The organism is Singulisphaera photorubra (assembly GCF_045290345.1).
GTDB lineage: Bacteria > Planctomycetota > Planctomycetia > Isosphaerales > Isosphaeraceae > Singulisphaera.
The window spans coordinates 1,465,881-1,488,173 of sequence record NZ_CP155447.1 but is presented as its reverse complement, the minus strand read 5'-3'; the positions used below and the strand labels follow the sequence as shown (position 1 = coordinate 1,488,173).

The following is a 22,293-nucleotide window of genomic DNA, read 5'->3' as shown; positions in this document are numbered from 1 at the left end:
GCCCGAGGGGTAAGTCTCTTCGTTGGACTCATCTTAAGAGGAACTCAAGCGTGGCCGTGCGTCTTTCCCGAGCTTCCGCCGTGGTTGTGCAGAAGGTTCCCGCCGCCGACGTGAACTGGTTTCTCGATTGGCAGCGCGACGTCACCGAGACCGCCGAGACCTTTCCCGGCTATAGCGGCACCGAGGTCTTCCCCCCGACTCGAGGCCAGGGGGACGAGTGGGTCTCCCTGATCCATTTCGAGGACGAATCCGCCCTGGACGCGTGGCTGGAATCGCCGGCCCGAAACCAGCGGATCGAGATGCTCAAGACGAAGGTTGGCGCCTTCGAGCTGAAGACTGTGCAAGGGGGTTTCGGCCCCTGGTTCGCGTCGATGGGCTCCGATTCCAAGGCTGGCCCCCCCGCCTGGAAGATGGTCCTGACCGTCCTTCTCGGACTCTACCCCACGGTGATGCTGCTGACGATGTTCGTCGGCCCCTTCACATCGCCGCTGGGCATGGCGGTCTCAATGCTGATCGGCAACGCGCTCAGCGTCTCCATCCTCCAGTGGGCCGTCATGCCGATCTTGACCCCTGCGCTGGCCCGCTGGCTCAACGCGAGTGGGGACCGGCAAAAGCAGGTGACCCTTAAAGGACTCGGCCTCGTCCTTGTCCTGCTGGCCGTGATGACCCTCTTGTTCCACATGATCATGGGATAATTGATCAAACCAGGCGGCTGAGCCGACAAGCGCGATCCTGACCCATCCTCCAACAGCCACGTTCAAACGTGTTCATCGATAATCGCCAGGCGACCGCCGAGCCGGCCCAAAATCTGGGATTCGCTCCCCTCCCCCGTCAGAAGAGCACAACGAGCCGAAAGGTCACCGCGAGTGCGGAGGGGATCGACTGGTGCATACCTGGGGTCGGGATGTACGTGAGGTTAGGCTGGAAGAAGCAGCCGGGGAACAGCTTCATCTGGTAGTAGGCGGACATCATGAGCTGGCTCGGGCTGAGGGGGAGCGTCTTCGCGGTCGAATCGGGGAAGAACAAACGGGCGGCGTTCGGGTCATTGTTCAGCCAGGTCCAGGCAAGACCGCAGCCCATGGAGTCATCGGGGCGGCCGGGGACCAGGCCGAAGCCGGTGAAACCTCCGCCGAAGAACTGGCGGGCGTGCATCGTGTTCGAGTTGTTGGCTCCGAACTGGTAGAAGCCGCTGACCCCGCTGTTATCGCGCCCGGGACGCTGAAACCAGAGCCGCTGGGCACCGAAGAAGTACATGCCGTTCGCGCCATGGACCATGGCGTTGTTAAACGCCTTCAGCATCCCGGTCTGTCCCCACAAACCAATCCCGAAGTTCCCCGGCTTCTTCTCAGCACCCACTCGGTAGGAGAACCCAGCCTCCCCGATGTGGAAGTAATAGCCGTTGAAATGGGGGCCTTCGAGGCCGGTCTGACGGCCCCGCGCGAGGTTGCCGTCGTAAACGCCGTAAGATAGGTAAGAATTCTTCGTGGGAGCGAGCGTCGTCGTGATCCCGGTCGCCGAGTTGTAATAGCCAGGAATCTTCCCGAGCATCGTCGGGTTCACGAAGATCGGGGTGTAGATCAAGCCCGAGACCGCCGGGATCGCGGCGGCCGAATCCTGAACCGGCACCGGCCGAACCACGTTGTTGAAGTCGTAGGTGGGAACCAACTTACCGATCCGGAAGACCAGCCGATCATCCCACAACGACTGGCGATACCAGAGCTGATAGAGCTCCTGCCGGACCAACGGGGGAACCACCTCGAGCGAGTCGAAGCCCGGGAACGCACCCGCGAGTTGATTGGTCGGCTGACCGCTGAACTGGAGGAACTGGGTGCCGAACAGGCCCCCCTTCCAGCCTCCCATCTTCTTGGTGTCAAAGCTGAGGTCGAAGACGGTGAGGCTATTGAGCCCCCAATCCCCAGGGTGCCGCCCACCAGCGACGACGCCGCTGGCATCGCCAACCCAGAGCCCACCCAGCCGGATCCCGGACTCATCCTTGAGCCCGAAGAAGCGGCCTATCGCTCCAGTACCGGTCAGAATATCGACCGCGGCCGGGTTAGCACTGATCGGAGTGTTCCCCGTGCGGTCGGATCCATCCACCGCCGACGCATCGCCGTCGCCCGGCCCCGCATTCGCCCCGGCCCCGGCCGCCGCAGGCGGATTTGCCGGCCCACCGAACCGGCCGGGCTGACCCGCCATCGGTGCAGGACTCGACCCAACCCCCGGCCCACCGAACCGGCCGGGCTGACCCGCCATCGGCGCAGGACTCGACCCAACCCCCGGCCCACCGAACCGGCTCGGCTGATCCGCTACCCGCATCAAACCCGCATCAATCCTCGACCCGATGGGAGCACCGGGCACCGCGATGACTGAGCTCGACCCACCCCGCCCGGGTTCAGGTCCGCGCTCCTCAGGCTCGCCGGATCCAAGGCTCGCCGCAACGAAGATGATCCAGATTTTCAGCAAGTCTGAACCCGAGGATTGAAAGATAAAAATGGCCAAGACGGACAAAAGATGGCCTGCCTTGCCTTAAATCTCGAGCCCTACCCCGCTTATCGAGTTCGAAGAGGGCTCGTCACCGTGCCAGTATCGACTGCGCGTGTCGCCAGGATTAAACCAGTCCGAACACAATTTCCGGCGACCCGTTAATGTCCTCACATGGAATCTCCGACTTTGAATCCATACTCACGCATGTCCTGACTTCTTTGCCCCCCATGCTGATTCGTTCCGGCGACGTCGGAGTCGCAACAACGGCCACGAACGCGAGCCTAACGGCAACCGGGCAACCACCCGCGCCGGGGCTTCGGTATGGCAAGCCGGAGAGAAATGGGTACAATCACGGTATCAGGCTCTGTGCGAGAGATTGAACCTAGGTGGACTGCGTTACCTGGGGAAAATGCCCTTGAGCAATCCCTCTGGGGGTCCTGCCTTTTTTTGATCGTTTCTCAAGACAGGGCCGGCTTACCAAAATAGGGCCCGCCCGGTTTTCCTCCCGACCATCAACGGCTCGAATATCGCTCCCTTGAGTTTGTCACAGTGCAAACGGTGGAATCGAGGCGATCGTCCACCGACGAACAAGGCCCCCGTTTTGTTTGTTTGCCCCGCCCCCAGACGGCCCTGCCCCGATCGGGAACCCTGCCAATGCCCCGAACCGCAACCTTCCGATGGTCGCCGGCCCTGGCCCCGGCGCTCTGCTTCTGCCTACTGACCCTGGCGTTTCAGGCTCCGGCCCGGGGCGACGGCTTCGACCTCAACGTCCAGCCGCTCCTCCAGAAGCACTGCCTGCGCTGCCACGGCGAGAAGAAGCCGAAGGGGGGCATCAACCTCGCGAAGTTCGCGGACGAGGAGTCGCTCCGCGGCGATCCCGAGCTCTGGGTCAAGGTGCTCGACGCCCTGACCGAACGGTCGATGCCGCCGCCGGGCAACAAGGCCGGCCCCAATGAGGACGACCGCCAGCGGGCGGTCACCTCGATTCAGGCCGTCCTCGACGCCATCGAAGGGGTCAACGACCCCGGCCCCAGCGTCGTCCAGCGCCTCACGCGCCGGCAGTACAACAACACCGTCCGCGACCTCCTCGGCGTGACCGCACGCCCCGCCGAGACGTTCCCCGCCGATGGCGGCGGTGGCGGCGGGTTCGACAACAACGCCGCCACCCTGTTCGTCCCCCCGATCCTCCTCGAAAAATACCTGACCGCCGCCGCCGGCGTGCTCGCCGAGGCCGACCCGGCCCGCTACCTCATCGCCCGCCCCGGCCCCGACCTCACCAAAGAGCAAGCCGCCCGCCGCTGCATCGCCACCTTCGCCCGTCGCGCTTCCGCCGCCCGGTCAAGGAGGCCGAGGTCGACCGCCTGCTCCGCCTCTTCCACCACGCCGACGCCCGCGGCGACAGCTTCGATGACGCCGTCCGCCTCGCCTTGCGAGCCTCGCTGGTCTCGCCGAACTTCCTCTACCTGGTCGAGCGCGACCGGTCCGACGCGGACGGAGACGCCCCTTACGCCGTGTCTGACCACGAGCTCGCCTGCCGCTTATCGTACTTCCTCTGGTCGTCGATGCCCGACCAGGCGCTCTCCGACCTGGCCGACGCCGGCAAGCTGCACGACCCGGCCGTACTTGAAGCCGAGGTGCGGCGGATGCTGGCCGACCCGAAGTCGCGGGCCCTGGCCGAGGACTTCGCCGGGCAGTGGCTCCGCGTCGGCAACCTGGCCGAGCTCGCCGAGCCCGACCGGCGCCTCTTTCCCGAGTACACGCCCGAGCTCCGCGACGCGATGGCCGAGGAGGCGATCACGTACTGCCACGCGATCCTCCGCGAGGACCGGCCGGTCCTCGAACTGCTCGACTCCGACTACACGTACCTCAACGAGCGCCTGGCCAAGCACTACGGCATCGAAGGGGTGACCGGCCCCGACTTCCGCCGGGTCGCGCTCAAGGATCGCAACCGAGGCGGCGTGCTCGGCATGGCGGCCGTGCTCACGATCACGTCGTACCCGAGGCGGACCAGCCCGGTGCTCCGCGGCAAGTGGGTGCTCGAAGAGATCCTCGGAACTCCCCCGCCCCCTCCCCCGCCGTCGGTCAAGGCGCTCCCGCCCGACGATCGGGTCAAGGACGGCATGACCTTCCGTCAGCGGCTCGAGCAGCACCGCAAGGACGTCAACTGCGCCTCGTGCCACTCCCGGCTCGACCCGCTCGGGTTCGGGCTCGAGAACTTCGACGTCCTCGGCCGCTGGCGCGACCAGATCAACGATGAGCCGGTCGACGCCTCGGGCAAGCTGACGACCGGCGAAGATTTCACAGGCGCGGCGGCCTTGAAGGCGATTCTCGCCGAGTCGAAGCGCGAACTCTTTCTCCGCAACCTCGTCGAGCGAATGCTCGCTTACGCCCTTCGTCGGGGCGTGGAATACTACGACATACCAACCGTCAAACAAGTCATGGCGGAGCTGGAAGCGAACGAACACCGGGGGACGGCCTTGATCGTCGCGGTGGCCAAGAGCTTCCCGTTCCAGAACCGGCGCAACGAACGGCAAGGGGCGCACTGAGATGAGTCTCAAAAACCGACCGATCACGCGGCGAACGGTACTTCGAGGCGCAGGCGCCATGGTCGCCTTACCCTTGCTGGAGGCGATGCGCCCGCTCTCAGGGGCCCTGGCCGCCCTGGCTCCCACCGGCGCGGCCGCGGCCGACGACAAGCCCCCGGTCCGGATGGCCTGCCTGTTCTGGCCGAACGGCTGCAACCCGAAGACCTGGACCCCCGCCAAGGAGGGGCGCAATTATGACCTCTCCCCGATCCTCGAACCGTTGGCCCGGCACAAGGACGACTTCCTCGTCCTCACCCGCCTGAGCAATCAAGGGACGTTCACCGGTGACGGCCATTACGTCAAGGACGCCGCCTGGCTGACCGGCACGACGATCCACCGCACGACGGGCGCCGACCTGAACGCGGGGGGCGTCTCGATGGACCAGCTCGCGGCCAAGCGGATCGGCGTGCAGACCCCGATCCCGTCGCTCGAGCTCGGCGTCGAGCCGGTCACGACCGGCGTCGACACCAACGTCGGCTACACCCGGCTCTACGGCTCGCACATCTCGTGGTCGAGCCCGACCACGCCGGTCGCCCGCGAGATCAACCCGAAGCTCGCCTTCGACCGCCTCTTCCGCTCCAACGCCGCCGGCCGCGCTGGGCGTGACGACCTGAGCGTCCTCGACCTCGTCGCCGACGACACGGCCGCCCTCCGCAACCAGGTCGGCCAGCACGACCGCCGCAAGCTCGACGAGTACCTCGACTCGGTCCGCGCCGTCGAGAAGCGCATCACCTACGAAGCCAGCGACCGCCGCGCCCGCTACCGCGACGACCCGCAAGCCCGCAAAGACATCGAAACCCTCGGCGGCCGCGTCGACACCTACAAGCACGACCCCGGCCGGTTCCGCGAGCGGTCGATGAACCACACCGACCACGTCCGCCTGATGCTCGACATCCTCCTCCTCTCGCTGCAAACTGACTCCACCCGCATTGCCACGTTCATGTTCGGCAACTCGGTCAGCAACAAGAACTTCTCCTTCGTCGAGGGCGTCAAGGGGGGCCACCACGAGCTCTCCCACCACGAAAACGACCCCGAGAAAATGGCCCAGTACCAGCGCATCACGATGTGGCACCTCGAACAGTGCGCCTACCTCCTCGACAAGATGAAGCAAATCCGCGAAGGCGAAGGCACCCTCCTCGACCACAGCATGGTCCTCTGCGGCTCCGCCCTCCGCGACGGCAACCAGCACGACCCACACGACCTGCCGACGGTTTTGGCTGGGCGTGCCGGCGGCACACTTGCGCCCGGTCGGCACATCGCCTACACCAAGGACACGCCGCTCTGCAACTTGTATGTGTCGATGCTCGATCGCGTCGGTGCCCCTGTCGAGCGGTTCGCCGATAGCACTGGGCAACTGCCGGGACTCGATAATCCAGAATACACGCCTGGGCCGGCCTGATCGTCGGCTCCCTTGATGGCCAGGTGCCAGGTTCCCAGCCGAGCCAGCGGCCCGGACTAGGCCTGGTATAGGCTGGGAATATAGAGTGGCCCGAAGTCGACCCCAGTGTCGGCTCCTGGCCACTTCGTATTCCAATTTCCTGGCGACACCTGACCCACCCGATTTCGGGGGCTACAATGGACCAGAGGCGGCATCGCGACGCGTGACGTTCGTACGGCGTAGTCACCGGCCATAAAATCGAAGTCCCCAAACAGGATGATTCGACCATGGCAATTGACCCTACCTCGACGAGTCCGGACACGGTCGATCCGAAAACAGGTCGACTGCGGCCACTGACCGCCGCCCAGCGCAAAGCCCGCTCCGAAGCATTGGCCCGAGCCCTCGACCAGATCAACGAGATCACCGACGAGACCGATACGGACGAAACGTGGCGTGAGATCTTCCACAGCATCGACGAAGCCCGCCCCGATCGTCCCCTTTTTGAAGGGCAGTATTGATCGATGGGCCTGATCGTCGTGCTCGACGCTGGCCCCCGGCTTGGCAACAGGCGAAAGACCGCCATGCAGTGAACACCAAAAGTAGCATTCCTAATTCTTGACGTGGTCTGCGCAACTTGAATAACATCATACCTGTAGGGCAATATACAATATCCCATATCGCCCAAATAACGGAAATATTGACGAATGTCCCCTTTTCTGCCTTCCTCTGCGGCTCCACCCTCCGCGACGGCAACCAGCACGACCCCCACGACCTGCCGAAGGTTTTGGCTGGCCGCGACGGCGGCACCTTGTCGCCCGGCCGCCACATTGCTTATACTAAGGACACGCCCCTATGCAACTTGTATGTATCCATGCTCGACCGAGCCGGTGCTCCCGTCGAGCGGTTCGCCGATAGCACTGGGCCACTGCCGGGGCTCAATAATCCCGACTATACATCCGGGCCGAATTGATCGTAGGCCCATCGACGACTACATTTGCCTCGATCTTTTAGGAAGCCACGAGTTTGGCGAATGCCTCTTTTCGCCAACCCGGCGGCATCTTGTCGCCTGACTAGCACATCACCTATACAAAAGACAAGCCATTATTCGAGTTCTGTGCATTGAAACTCGACCGCGTTGGGACTTAGGGAGAACGGTTCACTAATAGTAGGGGGCCCTGCCAGAACTTCGTGATCCAGATTACACAGTCAAATCGAGTTAATCGCTGGCCTTATCAAATTCACGCATAAGCCAGATTACCCACGCAACGCCATCATAGTCGAATTCTCCCACTTTCACTCCGACAAGCCAACTGGACATAACCAACAATGGATCTAACAAGCTTGAATGAAACCCTTAGTGCTCCAAGTTCAATAGTCTCGCTAATAGGCTTCCCACTTTCGCTATATCAGTGGTGGCAGGCAAATCGAGATAGCTCCAAAGCCGCAGAGAAGCAAAACGTAGACGAAACCATCACTGACTATCTTGAATGGCTCCGACGAACCAATCATAAAACTCTAGTTGATCGACTTGAGGCGTCCCGCGACGAGATGCAATTGTTGCGACATTTGCTAGAAAAATTACAATCGCAATCCATGGAGCAAACTAATTCCATTTTGCTCTATCTAGCAAAATTCGATTCAAACCTCATTGGCAAAATTGATTCTCTCGCTCTTAAGATCGATCAGATGGTGTCACAGAGTGCTACGTTTCCCAGGCTGATGCCACCGCAAGACACCCATACGGCAGAATTCGAAAAAGATTATCTTAATTTCGTAAGAAAGGAATATGATCGACTTAAATTAATTGGCGTCCGAATGCGTGATATTCCACTAAAAACACGAATTGCGTTCGTGTCTTTGAACGTAAGACAGGATGTGGAATCTGAACCAACTCCAGCTGAAGAGGTTCTTCTTGCAACCCCAGCATTAACTATCAAAGGACCAGCAGGTTCGGGCAAGTCAACTTTGCTTCGGTGGATCGCATTGCAATGCACGGAAACGGAGACGGAGGACAACCCATGGAGACATGGCATACCTTTTTTCATCCCTCTTCGTATTCTAGTTGGGCATGAAAAGGGAAAGCCTCAACCAAGTCAATTTGCTGCATACACTCTGAGACCGGCTGATTATCCTTTGTCAGTACCAGCGGGGTGGGTTAACAACGTCCTAAGCCAAAAGCGAGGAATACTACTAATAGATGGTGTAGACGAGTTGCCACCCAGCCAACGGCCTGCATTCTGGGAGTGGCTCAAAGATTTCACAGAGAATTATCCCGACAATCGCATATACATTTCTTCACGTCCATTTAGAAATGAAGATACTGCGTTCGAGCTTTGGGGACCACCAAATCATTTTCAGCAGTGCGAGCTAGAGGAGTTGGACGAGAAGGCAATTGGGGACTTAATCGACAATTGGCATGAAGCTATAGAAAAATCTTTAACAGAAGAAGAACAGATCCGAATACTTCGTCTGGAAAGAGAGCGGCTTCCTCGTCGATTAAAAGAGCCAGTCAACCGCCGCGTCCGTGATCTTTGTCGAAACCCGTTGCTATGCGCCCTTGTTTGCGCATTAAATTGGCAAGAGGAGGGAGATCTGCCGCAAAAGCGGGTCTCACTTTACGAGCTTTGCTGTGACCTACTGATTGAAACAAGAGACAAAAGACGAGAGATCAAGACTGCTGAACACGGTTTAGAATTTTTAACTAAAGACGACAAAAAATTGGTTTTGCAACGTCTTGCATGGGACATGATGTATAACCAAATTGGCAATACTTCAGATGGGCAACAAATTGAAGTAGCAAAAGAAGATGCCCTAAAATGGGCTAAAATTCACATAAACAATTTCGAATTCCCCCAAGCAAGAGATGTTCGCGCCGAGCAATTGCTTGATTATCTACTCGATCGCACCAACTTGCTACGTGAGCCTAGCAGAGGGCGAATTGATTTTCCGCACCGCACATTCCAAGAATACCTAGCCGCGTGCGCGGCTGGGGCCCTTAACCAGTTCGGGATTGTCAACAATGCGGGCAATGATCAATGGCACGAAACTATTGTGTTGGCGGCGGGCACAAGCGAAGGAGGAATTCCTTATGGCCACACCTTAATCGACAAATTGCTAACAAAAGGCGAAGGCGAAAAAAGCAAAAGAGTTCGCGCCGCATGCTTTGTCTTGGCATTGGCTTGCTGTGACACAGCAAAGCAAGTTGATCCAAAACTGAAAGAAAGAGTACTAAAACATCTTGGCGAGATAACTCCGCCTTCTGACTTTAGTATTGCTGGCGTGCTGGCCACAGCGGGAGATTCGGTGATCCCACATTTGGAGTATGGGAAGATCAAAAGACGCCCAGCGAAGATAGTAGCAGCCTGCGCCCGAACACTTGCCATAATCGGAACCGATGCCGCAATAAGAAAGCTTAGCGACCAACAGGGATATGGAGGCGATGATCGGGCTACCGTCATACAAGAAGTATGCGAGTGCCCTGGAATCCAACCGTTAGAATTGCGACATGTCCGCGAAAACCACTCCGTTACCGCTCAAAACCTGTTCTTTAACGCTCTTGACAACGAGTCATCCCCACCTTCCCAAAGGACATTGTCGTCTATAAACCAAGTAAGTTTTATTAATTCCAAGCTTACGCACAATCGCACACAGCTTTTATCCAAGCTTTTCAATCTCAAAACTTTAGATCTCCGCTATTCCTACATTTCATCAATTGCACCTCTATCTTCTCTAAGCAATCTCGAGTTTTTAAATCTAGATCAGACAAATGTTTCTGATATCAGCCCGCTAGCGAATCTTTTATCGCTAGAAGTGCTTTCACTTAGAAACACCAATGTGTCAGACCTCAATCCTATATCCAAACTGATAAATTTAAAATATCTCGACATCATTGGAACAGAAGTATCTGACATCGCTCCAATCGAAGAACTTGTCCATCTCCGAGAGCTCGAAATTGGATCAAGTTACGACAACTTTTCTGTTTTAAAAAAATTGGGGAACCTCGAAATTCTTACACTCCGTGGCAACGCAGAGTTCGATACAGGACCCCTTCTCAGTCTCCCATTATTACGTAGACTTGACCTCCACTGCGAAAAACTTTCGAGCAAATTTGTCGACATGCTAAAAGCACAACTGCCAAATTGCAAGATTAAGAATTATTCGAGGCCGTGAAGGTAAGTATAATGGTTCAGGGGGATTCCAAAGGTGACATTCCTATATCTTGGGAATTTCAAAGGGGAATTTCAAAGGCGACATTCCTATATCCTGACGCAGTCTGCGCAAGCTGGATAAGCTTACCTCGGTGATATTCTTCGCTCCTCAGCTGAACCCAATCTTGCCATGCCACGCACCGCTCGCGCCTCGGCCGCTGGGTACTGCTATCATGCCCTGAACCGCGGCAATGCGCGAGCGACCGTCTTTCACAAAGATGGCGACTACGACGCCTTCCTCGAGATGATGGGGGCAAATTCAAAGGGACATTCCTAATTCTTGTGGCAGTCTGCGCAAGCTGGACAATCGTATCCCTATGAGATTCTTCATAATATCCCATCTTGCCCAGATAGCGACAATATTGACGAATGTCCCCTTTTCGTCGCTCCAAATTGGCGGATAGACGTGAGAGGCCGGAGCCATTGACTCGTCTAATCCGAAGCTACGTGCGTTACGCAGACCATTCGAGGCTTATTATGTTAGCACTCGGGGGGGATACTGGTGATCGTATGGGCTCGCTCCTCGACCAGGTGCGCAGGGCGATGGGTCCCGTACCCCGGTGGCGTGGAGTCATTGCGCATTTTCGTCTCCGAGTCTGTCCTCCGAGTTGGTTGCCCCACACAGACGAGTTGATGGAGATTTACCGTCATCAAGGGACGCTGATGCGAAAGGGGAGGATTGTGTGGGGGGCGTCGGTCCAGGCCAATACAAACCTGTTCCAGCCTGGCCCCCACGACCATCCGGCGATGGCTATCCACTCCGCAGACCCCTTCTTCGATAAGAATCCCATTTGTCTCGCCGCCATCGCGCGTCGATTGTTTCAATTGAAAGGCACGATTCCTAATGATCCCGACGAGCATCGATTGGCCGAGATGATTACCAACGAGATGGAAAGAGGGATGGGATGGGTCGTCCCGAAGAGTTGCACCGAAGGCCGTGAGGTCATCTCCACCTCGTATATGGTCGTCCGCCAACATCTACCAAATGGGGTCTTGAGATGCGCTTGGTATCCGTTGCTCACCCACCCGGATACTGCGGCGGTCATGATCGTGCCATCGAGTTACTGGCCTGATGGCCTGGTCCGGATTTGGTCTGGGAGGAATTAAAGGGGATTCTAAAGGGGACATTCCTATATCTTGACGCAGTCTACGCAAGCTGGATAAGCTTACCTCGGTGACATTCCTCGCTCCTCCGCCAAGCCGATTCTTGCCATGCCACGCACCGCTCGCGCCTCGGCCGCTGGGTACTGCTATCATGTCCTGAATCGAGGCAATGCGCGAGCGACCGTCTTTCACAAAGAGGGCGACTACGACGCCTTCCTCGAGATGATGGCCGAAGCGACCCTCCGCGTGCCCATGCGGATCATAGCGTACTGCCTCATGCCCAACCACTTTCACTTGGCTCTCTGGCCACGTGACGATGGCGATCTCAGCCGATGGATGCACTGGCTGCTGACCACTCACGTTCGACGCTATCTCCGCCACTACCACTCCACCGGACACGTCTGGCAGGGACGCTTCAAGGCCTTCCCCATCCAGGCCGACGAACACCTCCGAGTCGTCCTTCGCTACATCGAGCGCAACCCGCTCCGAGCTGATCTGGTGGAGCGGGCCGAACTGTGGCGATGGTCCAGCCTCTCGAGTCTCGGCCCGGCGCCGACGCTCGATCCGGGCCCAGCTCCCCGCGGTGAAGGCTGGATCGAGGACGTCAACGCGCTAATGACCGAAGCGGAATGCACAACGATTCGCGAGTCGATCCGTCGCGACCGACCCTTGGGTTCGGAGACGTGGGTGCGCGACACGGCCAAATCACTGGGGCTGGAAGCGAGTCTCCGCGATCGGGGACGGCCGCGACGCAAGAGTGACCTCGAGCCGAAGAATCTCTAACACGCCATCTTACCCTGACAACAAAAACAATGACGAATGTCCCTTTTTCGCTGGCCCTACTTCTGTCCGCAGAATCGAGGCGATATGCGAGGACGGCCCGCCCGCCAGAGTGGCGGTCGTGACGGGGAGATTACTGGCGGCTTCTTGAGCTTGGCCGTTGAGACAATCCCATCGGCGAAACGAATCCGCTCAATGTCGTGGAGAGTAACAACCTGTGCCCGGTGCTTCGAGGCCAGCCGACTGACGACGACCGTCGATCGATCACCGCTTGGAGCCGTCAGCACATATTGCCGTCGATTGCCCGAAAACACCACGGTGTCGGTTCCGGCGTCCCCGTACACGATATCGTTTCGCTCAAAAACACGGATCGTGTCGTTGCCCTGCGCGGCATGAATCAAACTGTCGGATAACAGCCTGGCATTGATCTTGTTGGATTTCGGTCCACCCCAGATTGGCATGTCGGCAATGTGTTGCGCGATCCCGTTGCCTTGGGCTGACCAGGTCACTTGCTGAAATGCATCGTCAGCACTGTCACGAAAAATGTTGTACTGTGCAAATCCTTGGCTGTCATACGCGGGAATGGTCGTAAGATCGGCGGGGAGATACCCGGTGAACTTGAGCCAACCGGCCGGCAGCACGGCCGAGAAGAAGTTGCGTTCCACATCGGATTCATCAGTGACACCCGAAGTCTGCATAATATAGAGATTCTTCCAAGAATCCCGAACGAAGTATCGCTTGATTGGATGGTTCTCCGCATCACGGGCTAGCCAGGTGGTGATCGCGTTTTTGGTATTGGCCGAATACCGAATCACTCCCGGAGGCGGTGTCGGATCGAACGCCGCCGCTTGGTAGGCGCTCGTGTATTGTTCCTCCGGATAGTCGCCGGGCTTGAAAGGATAATTCGCACTGACGGTTTCAGTCACGAACTGCCAGGTGTATCCGTCGGTGGTTGTGATGTAGGTCTGCCCGGTGGTCGAGTCGGGGCTGGTGAGAAAGTCAACCGAGTTAAACTCAACATTTCGATTTGTGTTCTTGAGATAGTTGGGAGGAGGAACGTAGGTCGCCCATGCGTCGGCCGTGATCGGGTTGGATCCCGAGGCGAGATAGACCTCGGTTGGCCCTTTGAAGTCCGCGCCCAGGTTCCCGGTATATGCGATCTCCATTCCCGGTTCGCCGCCACCCGTGAGTGCGATCCTTGGCTCCAGGTTCTCAAGGTCCGGCCTGAACCTGCCGGGCTTTCTCAGCAACGAGCCGGCAACGAGGCGGTGAAGAGATACGGCGAAACGATGCAGCATTGATTTTCTCGCAACTCAGCTACGGCTTTGAAGCAACCCAACCTTCCCGCACATGATTAGCTTAGATCACGCCAACAACTTGTTAAGCAAATCGGATTCGTGGGGTCCAGGCTCAGGGGACGCAGCTCGTTTATCGGGGGTGGGAAAAGGGGACGAAGGGGAATGGCACGAGGTCAAGAGCAGGCGTACACTGACCCTCGTCGCAAAAACAGTGCACAGGCGTCCAAAATCGTACTGCACGGAATCCTGATCCTCGTACCATTCCCCTCCGTCCCGAAAGCCACGTAGATAGCGTACAAGTCTTGACCTATGAATGAGATTCAAATAAGATATTCCTAGTTTTTGATCTCCGACGCATTGACGTCAATGCGGCTCTGGCTCTGGTCGGACGGAGTTTTTGCATGGGTCCAAGGCGGGGCAGGAATCGAAGAACTCCCGGGCCCGATACGTGATGTCCACTACGCGGCCCTCGCACCGGCCACATAGAGCCTGCGAAAGTGCACAAGTCGAGTTTATAACCCCTGAATCAGGATTCGGGTGCAGGTCACTGGGTCATTATTTCGCTGCTATTTGGTCGCACCGGCTTGTTTCAAGAGAAGCACGATTTCCTTCTTTCCGCCTCGTTGTGCCGCATGAAGTGCCGTCGTACCGTCCTCCCAAGTCGCATTCGGGCTGGCCCCAGAAGCCAACAAGACTTTGACTTGATGTACGTCTCCTCTGAGGACAGCAGAGTAGAGTCTCTCGTCGAGCCAGTATACCTGGTACAGATAGCGTCCAAAGATTGACAGCAACACCACGCCGGCGAGCCACAGACGGAGGCGTTGCCATCGTTGCGGTGAACGCGACAGAAAAGCGGCAGCAACGCAGAGGCCGAAGATGATCAGTCCCGCCGCAAGGAGCATGAACAGAATGAAGCCGCCGAAATCCATAATTCAATTCCTCCTCATTCGGATTTATTGGGGAATTCAAATGGGCCATTTATATATCTTGACCCAGTCTGCGCAAACTGGATAGACTCACTTCGGTAACACTCTTTCCGCCCTCGCCAAGCCCATTCTTGCCATGCCACGCACCGCTCGCGCTTCGTCCGCTGGATACTGCTATCATGTCCTGAACCGAGGCAATGCGCGAGCCACCGTCTTCCACAAAGACGCCGACTACGACGCCTTCCTCGAGATGATGGCCGAGGCCTCGATCCGCATGCCGATGCGGCTCATTGCTTACTGCCTCATGCCCAACCACTTTCACATGGTGCTCTGGCCACGTGATGATGGCGATCTCAGCCGATGAATGCATTGGCTGCTGACCACTCATGTAAGACGCTATCTCCGCCACTACCACTCCAGCGGACATGTCTGGCAGGGACGGTTCAAGGCCTTCCCTATCCAGGCAGACGATCACCTCCGAACCGTCCTCCGCTACATCGAGCGGAACCCACTCCGGGCCAAGTTGGTGGAGAGAGCCGAACTGTGGCAATGGTCGAGCCTCTCAAGTCTCGGCCCTTCATTAACACTCGATCCGGGTCCAGCGCCCCGCGGCGATGGCTGGATCGAGGACGTCAACGCGCTAATGACTGAGGCGGAATGCACAATGATTCGCGAGTCGATCCGCCGTGACCGTCCCTTGGGTTCGGAGATGTGGGCACGCGACACCGCTAACTCGCTGGGGTTAGAATCGAGTCTCCGCGTTCGAGGACGGCCGCGACGCAACCTCGACCTCGACTCGCAGAATCTTTGACATCCCATTTCACCCAGACGTCGTCAAAATTGACGATTGCCACCAATAGTGCGGGTGAAGATGCCCCGAGGAATAACAGGGCGTGCTTCAGGGCATCAGTGGTCGACGGTGGTGGCGTGCCGGGGGGGGACAAAGTGGGACGCACCGATTGCATACAAATGCACATGGTTATTATGTCTCACCTTGTCCCGCAAGACTAGCCACTAGCCCTTGAAGACTTTGGACGCCGATCTCAACGCCCACATGACAACATGGCACGTTCGACCTTCCCGGTTGCTGAAGAGCCTCTTCTCCGCCTTGCTCGCGAGCACCCATGTCTTCGAGAACTCGTCGCGGTCATGGTAGTCGGGGGCGTCGGTGTGGGCCCAGTCCTGACTGAACGCGTAATACTTCCAAGGTTCCGGATACGCCGGGTCATTTCGGTTAATGTCGTCGAACTTCGGCTTCCAGTTCAGGATCCCCAAGAACTCGAAGTTGTCGAACTCTTTCAGGTTACCTTGGTGATAGACCTTGTTCGCATGGGCCGGTACGCCCATGTCCTCGACCATGTGGATCATGATACCTAAAAGGAAGTAGGCTTGAGCTTTGTTCCCCGACTTGTAAGCTGCCAGGGCATCTTGCCACCATCCCTCGATGTCGTCGCATCCCTCGTTTGTCCCCTTGTGCTGCTTCCTCTTGGCCTCCAGATCGATTCCGTGCAAGGTTCCGGACGTCGGCAACTCGTGCAGTTCCTGGTTCGCACCCTCGACGAGTTCGGACCGGAACTGGTTCAGTTCTGGGGCTTCGGTCTTCAGCTGGTCGATGGCCCACTCGGTCAAATAGCTATGGGTCGGGTGGACCGGTTGCTGGGCAAACTTCTTGCTGTCCCACGCCGAGGCCAGCGGTGTTACAGTAACCATGACGGCGACGAGCGTTGACACGCATAGCGTGACCATTAGCCGAAAGCGTCGGGATCTCATCGGTGCGGCTCCTCATGGTTTGATCTGCGTTCATAGGCGACACGGACCAGACAACTTGATTGGCTTAGGTTGCAGTGAAGCCGATTCTCAGACCTAATTCAAGGAGCCTTCCAATCTAAGCACGTCAGATTTGATCCGACTCAAGTTGGCCTCCTCCGCCATTTGTGAAAATCGAAGGGGAACATAGCAGCTATCAAAAATTATCATTAATTGCCATATCAACCGACGGGCCGGCATGATCGCGATCAGGGCGGAGGACCGGCTTCAAGCACCGAGAGACCGAGGAGAGGCAAAGATACCGATGGGTCATTCCACGACGCAATTCATTACGCAGATGAAGCTCCGCGAGCTGCGGCGGCAGCGGTCCAAGCTCCGCGAGGCCTACGAGGGCCTGAGTGAGGAGGTCGCGGACGACCGGGAACCGAGGGATCGCCTGCGTGAGTTGTACGACGGGCTCCGGGGGCTGACCTTCGCCGGTCAGGCCCTGCACCCGGATGTGGTCAACCTGGAGGTGCTGCTCCACGAGGCTGAGGCGGGGGCGGCGTCAGAAGAGGTGGTCGCGCTGTGGGTGGGGCGGCTGGAGGAGGAACTGGCCGCGGGGCGGGCGCGCTCGGAGGTCGTCTACCTCTTCGGGGCACTGCTGGAGGATTGGGCGCGAGGCGAGGCGGCGGAAGATCCTCAGGAAGTCGAGGCCCGGCAGGCCCGTGATCGCCTGATGGGCACGGCCCTGTCCGAGGCAGGGCCCAACGATCACGGCGCGGTGCTGGCCCCCCTGTTCGAGAACCTCGGGCCCGCCCTGGGCGAGTTGGCGGGGCGTTTGGAGAAGGCGTCCCGGGAGGTCGTGGGGAAGCCCGTCTCGACGTCCGAGCTGGAGATCGTGCTGCTGCGGCTCGCCGAGGACATCTACCGGCCCGCCGACCTGCGGGGCGAGGCGCGGCGGTTCGCCAAGGGCGCCGAGCTGCGGAAAGAGCTGGCCGACGCACTGACGATCCTGTTCGCCGAGCTGCCCTCGTGGGATTGGCCCGACGAGGGCCTCAAGGCGCGGGCGACTTGGACGCGAAACAAGTGGCGGCTCTACCTCGACGAGGATCTGCCGACCGCCTGCCTGCTGGAAATCCTCGGGGAGCGGTGGGTGCGGACCTTCGAGGGCCTCGTGGGCGACCGGGCCGTCCTGGTCACTCAGCGGCGGGCCCGGGTGCAGAAGCTCATCGATCTGGGCTCCCCCGAAGTCATCATGGCGAACGAGCGGCGGATGCTGCGGATCGCTGAGCAGATGGTCGAACTCGGCTCGCCGGAAGTGGCCGATCCGTGGGCCGCGGCTGTGGCCGGATCGCCGAGCGGCGTGACGCCGGCCCCGGAAGGGGGTTCGGTCGTCTACATGCGAGCGGATCACCAGGCCAGTCTGCGGAGTCTGCGCGGCGCGGGGGGTGGCGATTACGACGGGGACTACGGCGAGACCAACCAGGCGGTCCTGCTCGTGCACGCGGAGGTCCAACTGGCGCGGGCGGCTTACCCGGACCGACCGTTGTACCTCGTGAAGCTCGATTTAAAGGATTTTTACCCCAGCATCCCCCACGACGTGGTACTGGACATCCTGCGGCGGCTCGGTGTCCCCGAGGCCCACCTCGGTATCTTCGCCCGCTACCTGTCACCGCCGCTGCGTTCGGGGGCCGGGGCGTCGACGCGGGCGAGGCGCGGGGTGCCGATGGGCCACACGCTGTCCGGGATGCTGGCGGAGCTGCTCATGCGGCTCTTGGAGCAGCACGTCCAACGGCGGGCCCCGGTGCGGATCGTCCGGATCGTCGACGACCTCTGCGTCCTGACCACGGACCCCGAGGGGGTGGTCGCGGCCTGGGAGGCCGTCGAGTCGTTCTGCTCGGCCTGCGGGCTCGAGATCAACCGGGAGAAGTCGGGGGCGCTGGTTCTCGGGGGCGAGCGGTCCGACCTGTTACCGGCAGGCCGCCCCCGGTGGGGGATGCTGGAGCTGGACGAGCTCGGCCACTGCCACGTCCACCGGGAGACCTTCGAGGCTCACTTGGAGCAGAGCCGCGCCCGGGTGGAGGCCGCCCCGTCGGTCCTGTCGAAAGTGCAGGTCTACAACGCGAACCTCAAGCACCTGCTGAACGCGGTGGTACTGGAAGGCCGCCTCGGCGATTCGCATCGCGAGTCGGCGGAGCGGACGGTCCTGCGGTATCATCATGAGTTCTTCGGCCCCGGGCGCGGGATCACGGCGGGGCTGCGGGCCGAGATCGGGAGGAGATTTCAGGCCGACCTCGGGGGCGAAGCGGAGATCGCCGAGGGCTGGCTTTACTGGCCGATCACAGCCGGCGGGCTTGGCCTGAGGAACCCGCTGGTCGTCACCGGCCAGTACGCGGCGGCCGATCGCGACCGGGAGCCCGAGCCTGTCCCCGCGGCGCGACCGGCCGATTGGAACCTCCGCGACAACGATTGGGGCGCGTACTATGCCCAGTTCCTCGAACGGATCGAGCCGCTGGAGCCCGAGGAGACCAAGGTGATGGAGACCTTGCTCAAGGACTTCATCGCCCGAGGCTCCGAGATCTCCGCCGGCCAGCAAAGCGACCTGGCCCCCTACTGGCGTTGGATTCTCTGCACCTACGGCCCCCAGATCCTCCGACGGTTCGGGACATTCCGGTTCCTCATCACCGAGCTCGTGCCCCTGCAGCTAATCGGTCGGCAACTCGACCGAGATTCGTCGCTAGACGACGTCGGGCGACCGGCGTGAAATCAAAGGAAAATTAAATAGGACATTCCTATATCTTGACGTAATTTTCGCAAGCTGGAGTCGCCGACGCTCGATCCAGACCCAGTACCCCGTGGCGAAGGCTGGATCGAGGACGTCAACTCGCTGATGACCGAAGCAGAGTGCGACCCAATCCGCGAGTCAATCCGCCGCGACCGACCCCTGGGCTCGGAGATGTGGACGCGAGATACAGCCGAATCCCTGGGATTGCAATCGAGTCTTCGCGATCGAGGACGGCCGCAACGCAAGAGTGACTTCGAGCCTTAGAATCTCTAACACCCAACTTACTCAGACGACTGCATTCAACGAATGTTTCCTTTCTCCAGGGTGATTAGATGGACGTGACGTCGTTCCGGTCGGCATTCGCGGCAAGCCTCGGAGCGGAGGTATTCCGCAAGTTCGTCGTCCAGCTACGCCGAGCAGGACGGCTGCGGTACTGGCAGGAAGGGACCTGGCGGGTGTTCGTGGCTGCCCATCCGGAGTTCGATTGCACCGTCGATGAACTCATGGCGCCCTTCGCGTCTGCGAGTTGCACGGCTGCGAGCTACGACCGGACAATGTGGAGGTCTTCCGCGGCTGCATCGACTACACCGACTGGTATCTCAAGGCTAGGTACCGGCTATTCCCCAATGCGGCCACCAGTCCAGTGTCCACGGAGGGCGCACCCGTCCAAGGCGACGTGGTGAAGGTGTGGTACTGTGCGGAGTGCCGCGGGGCGGAGTCGGACTGGGAGGGAATCAAGGATAATGACTACATTCGTCAATTTTGACGTTATTTGCACAATACAGGCAATACCGCGTTTGACTCTGACTTGTTCGATGATGGCACCCGACCACAAATGCCGTCCCAGTTTGCCCAAGCAGCGGTAATATTGACGAATGTCCCTTTTTCGCTTTCCGACGGCCGCCCGCAATGCCTCCGCGAATCGTCCGCCTCTCTCCAGAGCTCGGTAGAGACCAGCGCCACTCGGAAGCCCAGGCCCGAGCCGCGCCCGTTGACCTGTATTGAAAGGCCCGTCGTCGACAGGCACTGGTGGCCCGGTTCATACCAGCAACCGCCGCGGACGGTCTGCTCCGGGGTCGACTTCTTGACGGCAGCAATGGGACTGCGGGCGAGCCCCGGTCGATCGACCTTGCGACACCACTCCCAGACGTTGCCGTGCATGTCGTGGATGCCCCACGCGTTTGCGGGATAGCTGCCGACCGGCTTCGTCAGGCGGAGGAAGGGGCCGGCCGGGGCGTTGTTGAAGGGGACGGTCCCGTCGAAATTCGCCTGGGCGCTCCCGAGCTCGTTGCCGAACGCCGTGGCGGTCGTCGTCCCGGCGCGGCAGGCGAATTCCCATTCCGCCTCGGTCGGCACCCGGTAGACCCAACCGGGCTCGAGCCGGCCCGCGTCCCGCTCGAGCTCGGTGAGCCGGTGACAGAACTCTTCCGCCTCGCGATAACTCGTGAAGTAGATGGGGTAATCTTGACCCATCCCGGCGTGGTCGCGACGGCTGTTGTCGCCCAAGGGGCGGGGCTGCCTCGGGTCCATGGCCCGCTGCTGCGGGAGCGTCTTGCCCATGACCTCCTGCCACTCCTCCTGCGTCACCTCGAACTTCCCGATCCAGAACCCGCGACCGATGCCCACGGGGAATGGTTCGCCGCCCAGGTATCTCCCGGAAGGCCCCTTCGGCCCACCTCCCATGAAGAAGCGCCCCGGAGGACACCAGCAGAGACGCATCCCCAGCGCGTTGTCGGATCGCTCTTCGCCGGCACGCGCCAGCTCGGTCGCGTCGATGGTCATGGGCTGGCCTTCGGTGATCTGGACGGCGAGTGTCCGCACCGGCGGAGTCGGCTTGAATGGCGGAGGGGCGGGCGGGCGGAGAAAGCTACGGACGATGGTGACTGCCAGGAAGAGCAAGACCCCGGCCAGCCCGCACTGGTAGAGGGGACGCAGACCAATCAGGCGCTTTTCGGGTGGTCGACGCACGGGCCGTACCCTCGTTCCAGGTCCGATCGGAAGCATGGGATTATTCGTCGCCATGTCAATTCAACCTGATCTGAAAGAGGAGTTCCAGAACCGAATGGGATAAGTGCGGTATTCGGCCCGAGTCTTGCGCAATCGTCACATCACGTTTGGATCGGGCGCAACCGTGCTCACAGTCACATCTCCTCGGCCGCCTCGACCGACGCGAATCAAATGTGACATTCCTATATCTTGACGCGGTTTGCGCAGTCTGGATAAACTCACTTCGGTGACACTCTTTCCTCCTTCGCCAAGCCCATTCTTGCCACGCACCGCTCGCGCTTCGGCCGCTGGGTACTGCTATCATGTCCTGAATCGAGGCAATGCCAGAGCCACCGTTTTCCACAAACACGGCGACTACGACGCCTTCCTTGAGATGATGGCCGAGGCCTCGCTCCGCGTGCCGATGCGGATCATTGCTTACTGCCTCATGCCCAACCACTTTCACATGGCGCTCTGGCCACGTGATGATGGCGATCTCAGCCGATGGATGCACTGGCTCCTCACCACCCACGTCCGACGCCATCTCCGCCACTACCACTCCAGCGGACACGTCTGGCAAGGACGCTTCAAAGCCTTCCCCATCCAGGCCGACGATCACCTCCGAGTCGTCCTTCGCTACATCGAGCGCAACCCACTCCGAGCTGCTCTGGTGGAGCGGGCTGAACTGTGGCGATGGTCCAGCCTCTCGAGTCTCGGCCCGGCACCGACGCTCGATCCAGGCCCAGCACCCCGCGGCGAAGGCTGGATCGAGGACGTCAACTCGCTGACGACAGAAGCAGAGTGCGACCCAATCCGCGAGTCAATCCGCCGCGACCGACCCCTGGGCTCGGAGATGTGGACGCGGGATACAGCCGAATCTCTGGGGTTGCAATCGAGTCTTCGCGATCGGGGACGGCCGCGGCGCCAGGGTGACCTCAAACGGCGTGATCTCTAACACCTCACCTTACACAGACTACGGCAAAAATGACGAATGTCGCCCTGGTTCCTCC

General features: G+C 59.7%; 17 protein-coding genes and 2 pseudogenes. 14 read left to right on the top strand and 5 right to left on the bottom strand.

What is annotated here, in order from left to right:
• Positions 1–50: 50 nt before the first annotated feature.
• On the top strand, positions 51–695 hold the full coding sequence (locus V5E97_RS05650) for an antibiotic biosynthesis monooxygenase (RefSeq protein ID WP_406698314.1): 645 nt from the start codon (positions 51–53) through the stop codon (positions 693–695).
• A 136-nt stretch (positions 696–831) separates the two neighbouring features.
• On the opposite strand, the gene V5E97_RS05645 is transcribed toward V5E97_RS05650, so the two are convergent.
• Positions 832–2,253 (bottom strand): carbohydrate porin, encoded by a 1,422-nt coding sequence (locus V5E97_RS05645; protein WP_406698313.1) that lies wholly within the window; start codon positions 2,251–2,253, stop codon positions 832–834.
• An 885-nt stretch (positions 2,254–3,138) separates the two neighbouring features.
• Between V5E97_RS05645 and V5E97_RS05640 the strand changes: the two are divergent.
• The 9 genes and pseudogenes from V5E97_RS05640 to V5E97_RS05600 form a co-directional block, all read left to right on the top strand.
• Positions 3,139–3,657: pseudogene (locus V5E97_RS05640) on the top strand (DUF1587 domain-containing protein); the annotation flags it as partial.
• A 23-nt stretch (positions 3,658–3,680) separates the two neighbouring features.
• Positions 3,681–3,896 (top strand): annotated as a pseudogene (locus V5E97_RS05635) (hypothetical protein); the annotation flags it as partial.
• A gap of 15 nt (positions 3,897–3,911) precedes the next feature.
• A complete protein-coding gene (locus V5E97_RS05630) occupies positions 3,912–5,030 on the top strand; it encodes a DUF1592 domain-containing protein (RefSeq protein WP_406698312.1) in 1,119 nt (372 codons plus the stop codon).
• A 1-nt stretch (position 5,031) separates the two neighbouring features.
• On the top strand, positions 5,032–6,468 hold the full coding sequence (locus V5E97_RS05625; RefSeq protein ID WP_406698311.1) for a DUF1552 domain-containing protein: 1,437 nt from the start codon (positions 5,032–5,034) through the stop codon (positions 6,466–6,468).
• Positions 6,469–6,734: 266 nt separating this feature from the next.
• Positions 6,735–6,965, top strand: a complete 231-nt coding sequence (locus V5E97_RS05620) for a hypothetical protein (RefSeq protein ID WP_406698310.1) — start codon at positions 6,735–6,737, stop codon at positions 6,963–6,965.
• 179 nt (positions 6,966–7,144) lie between these two features.
• Positions 7,145–7,417, top strand: coding sequence for a hypothetical protein (locus V5E97_RS05615; RefSeq protein WP_406698309.1), 273 nt, complete (start codon positions 7,145–7,147; stop codon positions 7,415–7,417).
• Between the two features lie 371 nt (positions 7,418–7,788).
• Positions 7,789–10,617, top strand: a complete 2,829-nt coding sequence (locus V5E97_RS05610) for a leucine-rich repeat domain-containing protein (RefSeq protein WP_406698308.1) — start codon at positions 7,789–7,791, stop codon at positions 10,615–10,617.
• A gap of 168 nt (positions 10,618–10,785) precedes the next feature.
• Positions 10,786–10,932 carry a hypothetical protein gene (locus tag V5E97_RS05605; RefSeq protein ID WP_406698307.1) on the top strand — a complete coding sequence of 49 codons (147 nt, stop codon included), beginning with the start codon at positions 10,786–10,788 and terminating at the stop codon, positions 10,930–10,932.
• Positions 10,933–11,867: 935 nt separating this feature from the next.
• On the top strand, positions 11,868–12,542 hold the full coding sequence (locus tag V5E97_RS05600) for a transposase (RefSeq protein ID WP_406698306.1): 675 nt from the start codon (positions 11,868–11,870) through the stop codon (positions 12,540–12,542).
• Between the two features lie 56 nt (positions 12,543–12,598).
• Here the strand turns inward: V5E97_RS05600 and V5E97_RS05595 are convergent, their stop codons facing one another.
• Together V5E97_RS05595 and V5E97_RS05590 are read right to left on the bottom strand one after the other, a co-directional pair.
• A complete protein-coding gene (locus V5E97_RS05595) occupies positions 12,599–13,705 on the bottom strand; it encodes a hypothetical protein (protein WP_406698305.1) in 1,107 nt (368 codons plus the stop codon).
• A 698-nt stretch (positions 13,706–14,403) separates the two neighbouring features.
• Positions 14,404–14,766, bottom strand: a complete 363-nt coding sequence (locus V5E97_RS05590; protein ID WP_406698304.1) for an ankyrin repeat domain-containing protein — start codon at positions 14,764–14,766, stop codon at positions 14,404–14,406.
• A 133-nt stretch (positions 14,767–14,899) separates the two neighbouring features.
• Here V5E97_RS05590 and V5E97_RS05585 point away from each other — a divergent pair, with 133 nt between their 5' ends.
• Positions 14,900–15,127: a transposase gene (locus V5E97_RS05585; protein ID WP_406698303.1), complete on the top strand. Its 228-nt coding sequence runs from the start codon at positions 14,900–14,902 to the stop codon at positions 15,125–15,127.
• Positions 15,128–15,574, top strand: coding sequence for a transposase (locus tag V5E97_RS05580; protein ID WP_406698302.1), 447 nt, complete (start codon positions 15,128–15,130; stop codon positions 15,572–15,574).
• Positions 15,575–15,777: 203 nt separating this feature from the next.
• Here V5E97_RS05580 and V5E97_RS05575 read toward each other — a convergent pair whose 3' ends face one another.
• The gene (locus tag V5E97_RS05575) at positions 15,778–16,533 is read right to left on the bottom strand and encodes a phospholipase C/P1 nuclease family protein (protein ID WP_406698301.1); all 756 of its coding nucleotides are present in this window, start codon (positions 16,531–16,533) and stop codon (positions 15,778–15,780) included.
• A gap of 301 nt (positions 16,534–16,834) precedes the next feature.
• On the opposite strand from V5E97_RS05575, the gene V5E97_RS05570 reads away from it, so the two are divergent.
• A complete protein-coding gene (locus V5E97_RS05570; protein WP_406698300.1) occupies positions 16,835–19,276 on the top strand; it encodes a reverse transcriptase domain-containing protein in 2,442 nt (813 codons plus the stop codon).
• Between the two features lie 789 nt (positions 19,277–20,065).
• Here the strand turns inward: V5E97_RS05570 and V5E97_RS05565 are convergent.
• The gene (locus V5E97_RS05565) at positions 20,066–21,265 is read right to left on the bottom strand and encodes a formylglycine-generating enzyme family protein (RefSeq protein ID WP_406698299.1); all 1,200 of its coding nucleotides are present in this window, start codon (positions 21,263–21,265) and stop codon (positions 20,066–20,068) included.
• A gap of 298 nt (positions 21,266–21,563) precedes the next feature.
• Between V5E97_RS05565 and V5E97_RS05560 the strand changes: the two genes are divergently transcribed.
• Complete coding sequence (locus V5E97_RS05560; protein ID WP_406698298.1) at positions 21,564–22,238, top strand: transposase; 675 nt, start codon at positions 21,564–21,566, stop codon at positions 22,236–22,238.
• The last annotated feature ends 55 nt before the right edge of the window (positions 22,239–22,293 follow it).

What these genes read in the sequence shown, in the direction of transcription:
- V5E97_RS05645 (WP_406698313.1), bottom strand. Translation starts at nt 2,253, where the DNA reads ATGGCGGGTCAGCCCGGCCGGTTCGGTGGGCCGGGGGTTGGGTCGAGT.
- V5E97_RS05625 (WP_406698311.1), top strand. Translation starts at nt 5,032, where the DNA reads ATGAGTCTCAAAAACCGACCGATCACGCGGCGAACGGTACTTCGAGGC.
- V5E97_RS05620 (WP_406698310.1), top strand. Translation starts at nt 6,735, where the DNA reads ATGGCAATTGACCCTACCTCGACGAGTCCGGACACGGTCGATCCGAAA.
- V5E97_RS05605 (WP_406698307.1), top strand. Translation starts at nt 10,786, where the DNA reads ATGCCACGCACCGCTCGCGCCTCGGCCGCTGGGTACTGCTATCATGCC.
- V5E97_RS05600 (WP_406698306.1), top strand. Translation starts at nt 11,868, where the DNA reads ATGCCACGCACCGCTCGCGCCTCGGCCGCTGGGTACTGCTATCATGTC.
- V5E97_RS05595 (WP_406698305.1), bottom strand. Translation starts at nt 13,705, where the DNA reads ATGGAGATCGCATATACCGGGAACCTGGGCGCGGACTTCAAAGGGCCA.
- V5E97_RS05590 (WP_406698304.1), bottom strand. Translation starts at nt 14,766, where the DNA reads ATGGATTTCGGCGGCTTCATTCTGTTCATGCTCCTTGCGGCGGGACTG.
- V5E97_RS05585 (WP_406698303.1), top strand. Translation starts at nt 14,900, where the DNA reads ATGCCACGCACCGCTCGCGCTTCGTCCGCTGGATACTGCTATCATGTC.
- V5E97_RS05580 (WP_406698302.1), top strand. Translation starts at nt 15,128, where the DNA reads ATGCATTGGCTGCTGACCACTCATGTAAGACGCTATCTCCGCCACTAC.
- V5E97_RS05575 (WP_406698301.1), bottom strand. Translation starts at nt 16,533, where the DNA reads ATGAGATCCCGACGCTTTCGGCTAATGGTCACGCTATGCGTGTCAACG.
- V5E97_RS05570 (WP_406698300.1), top strand. Translation starts at nt 16,835, where the DNA reads ATGGGTCATTCCACGACGCAATTCATTACGCAGATGAAGCTCCGCGAG.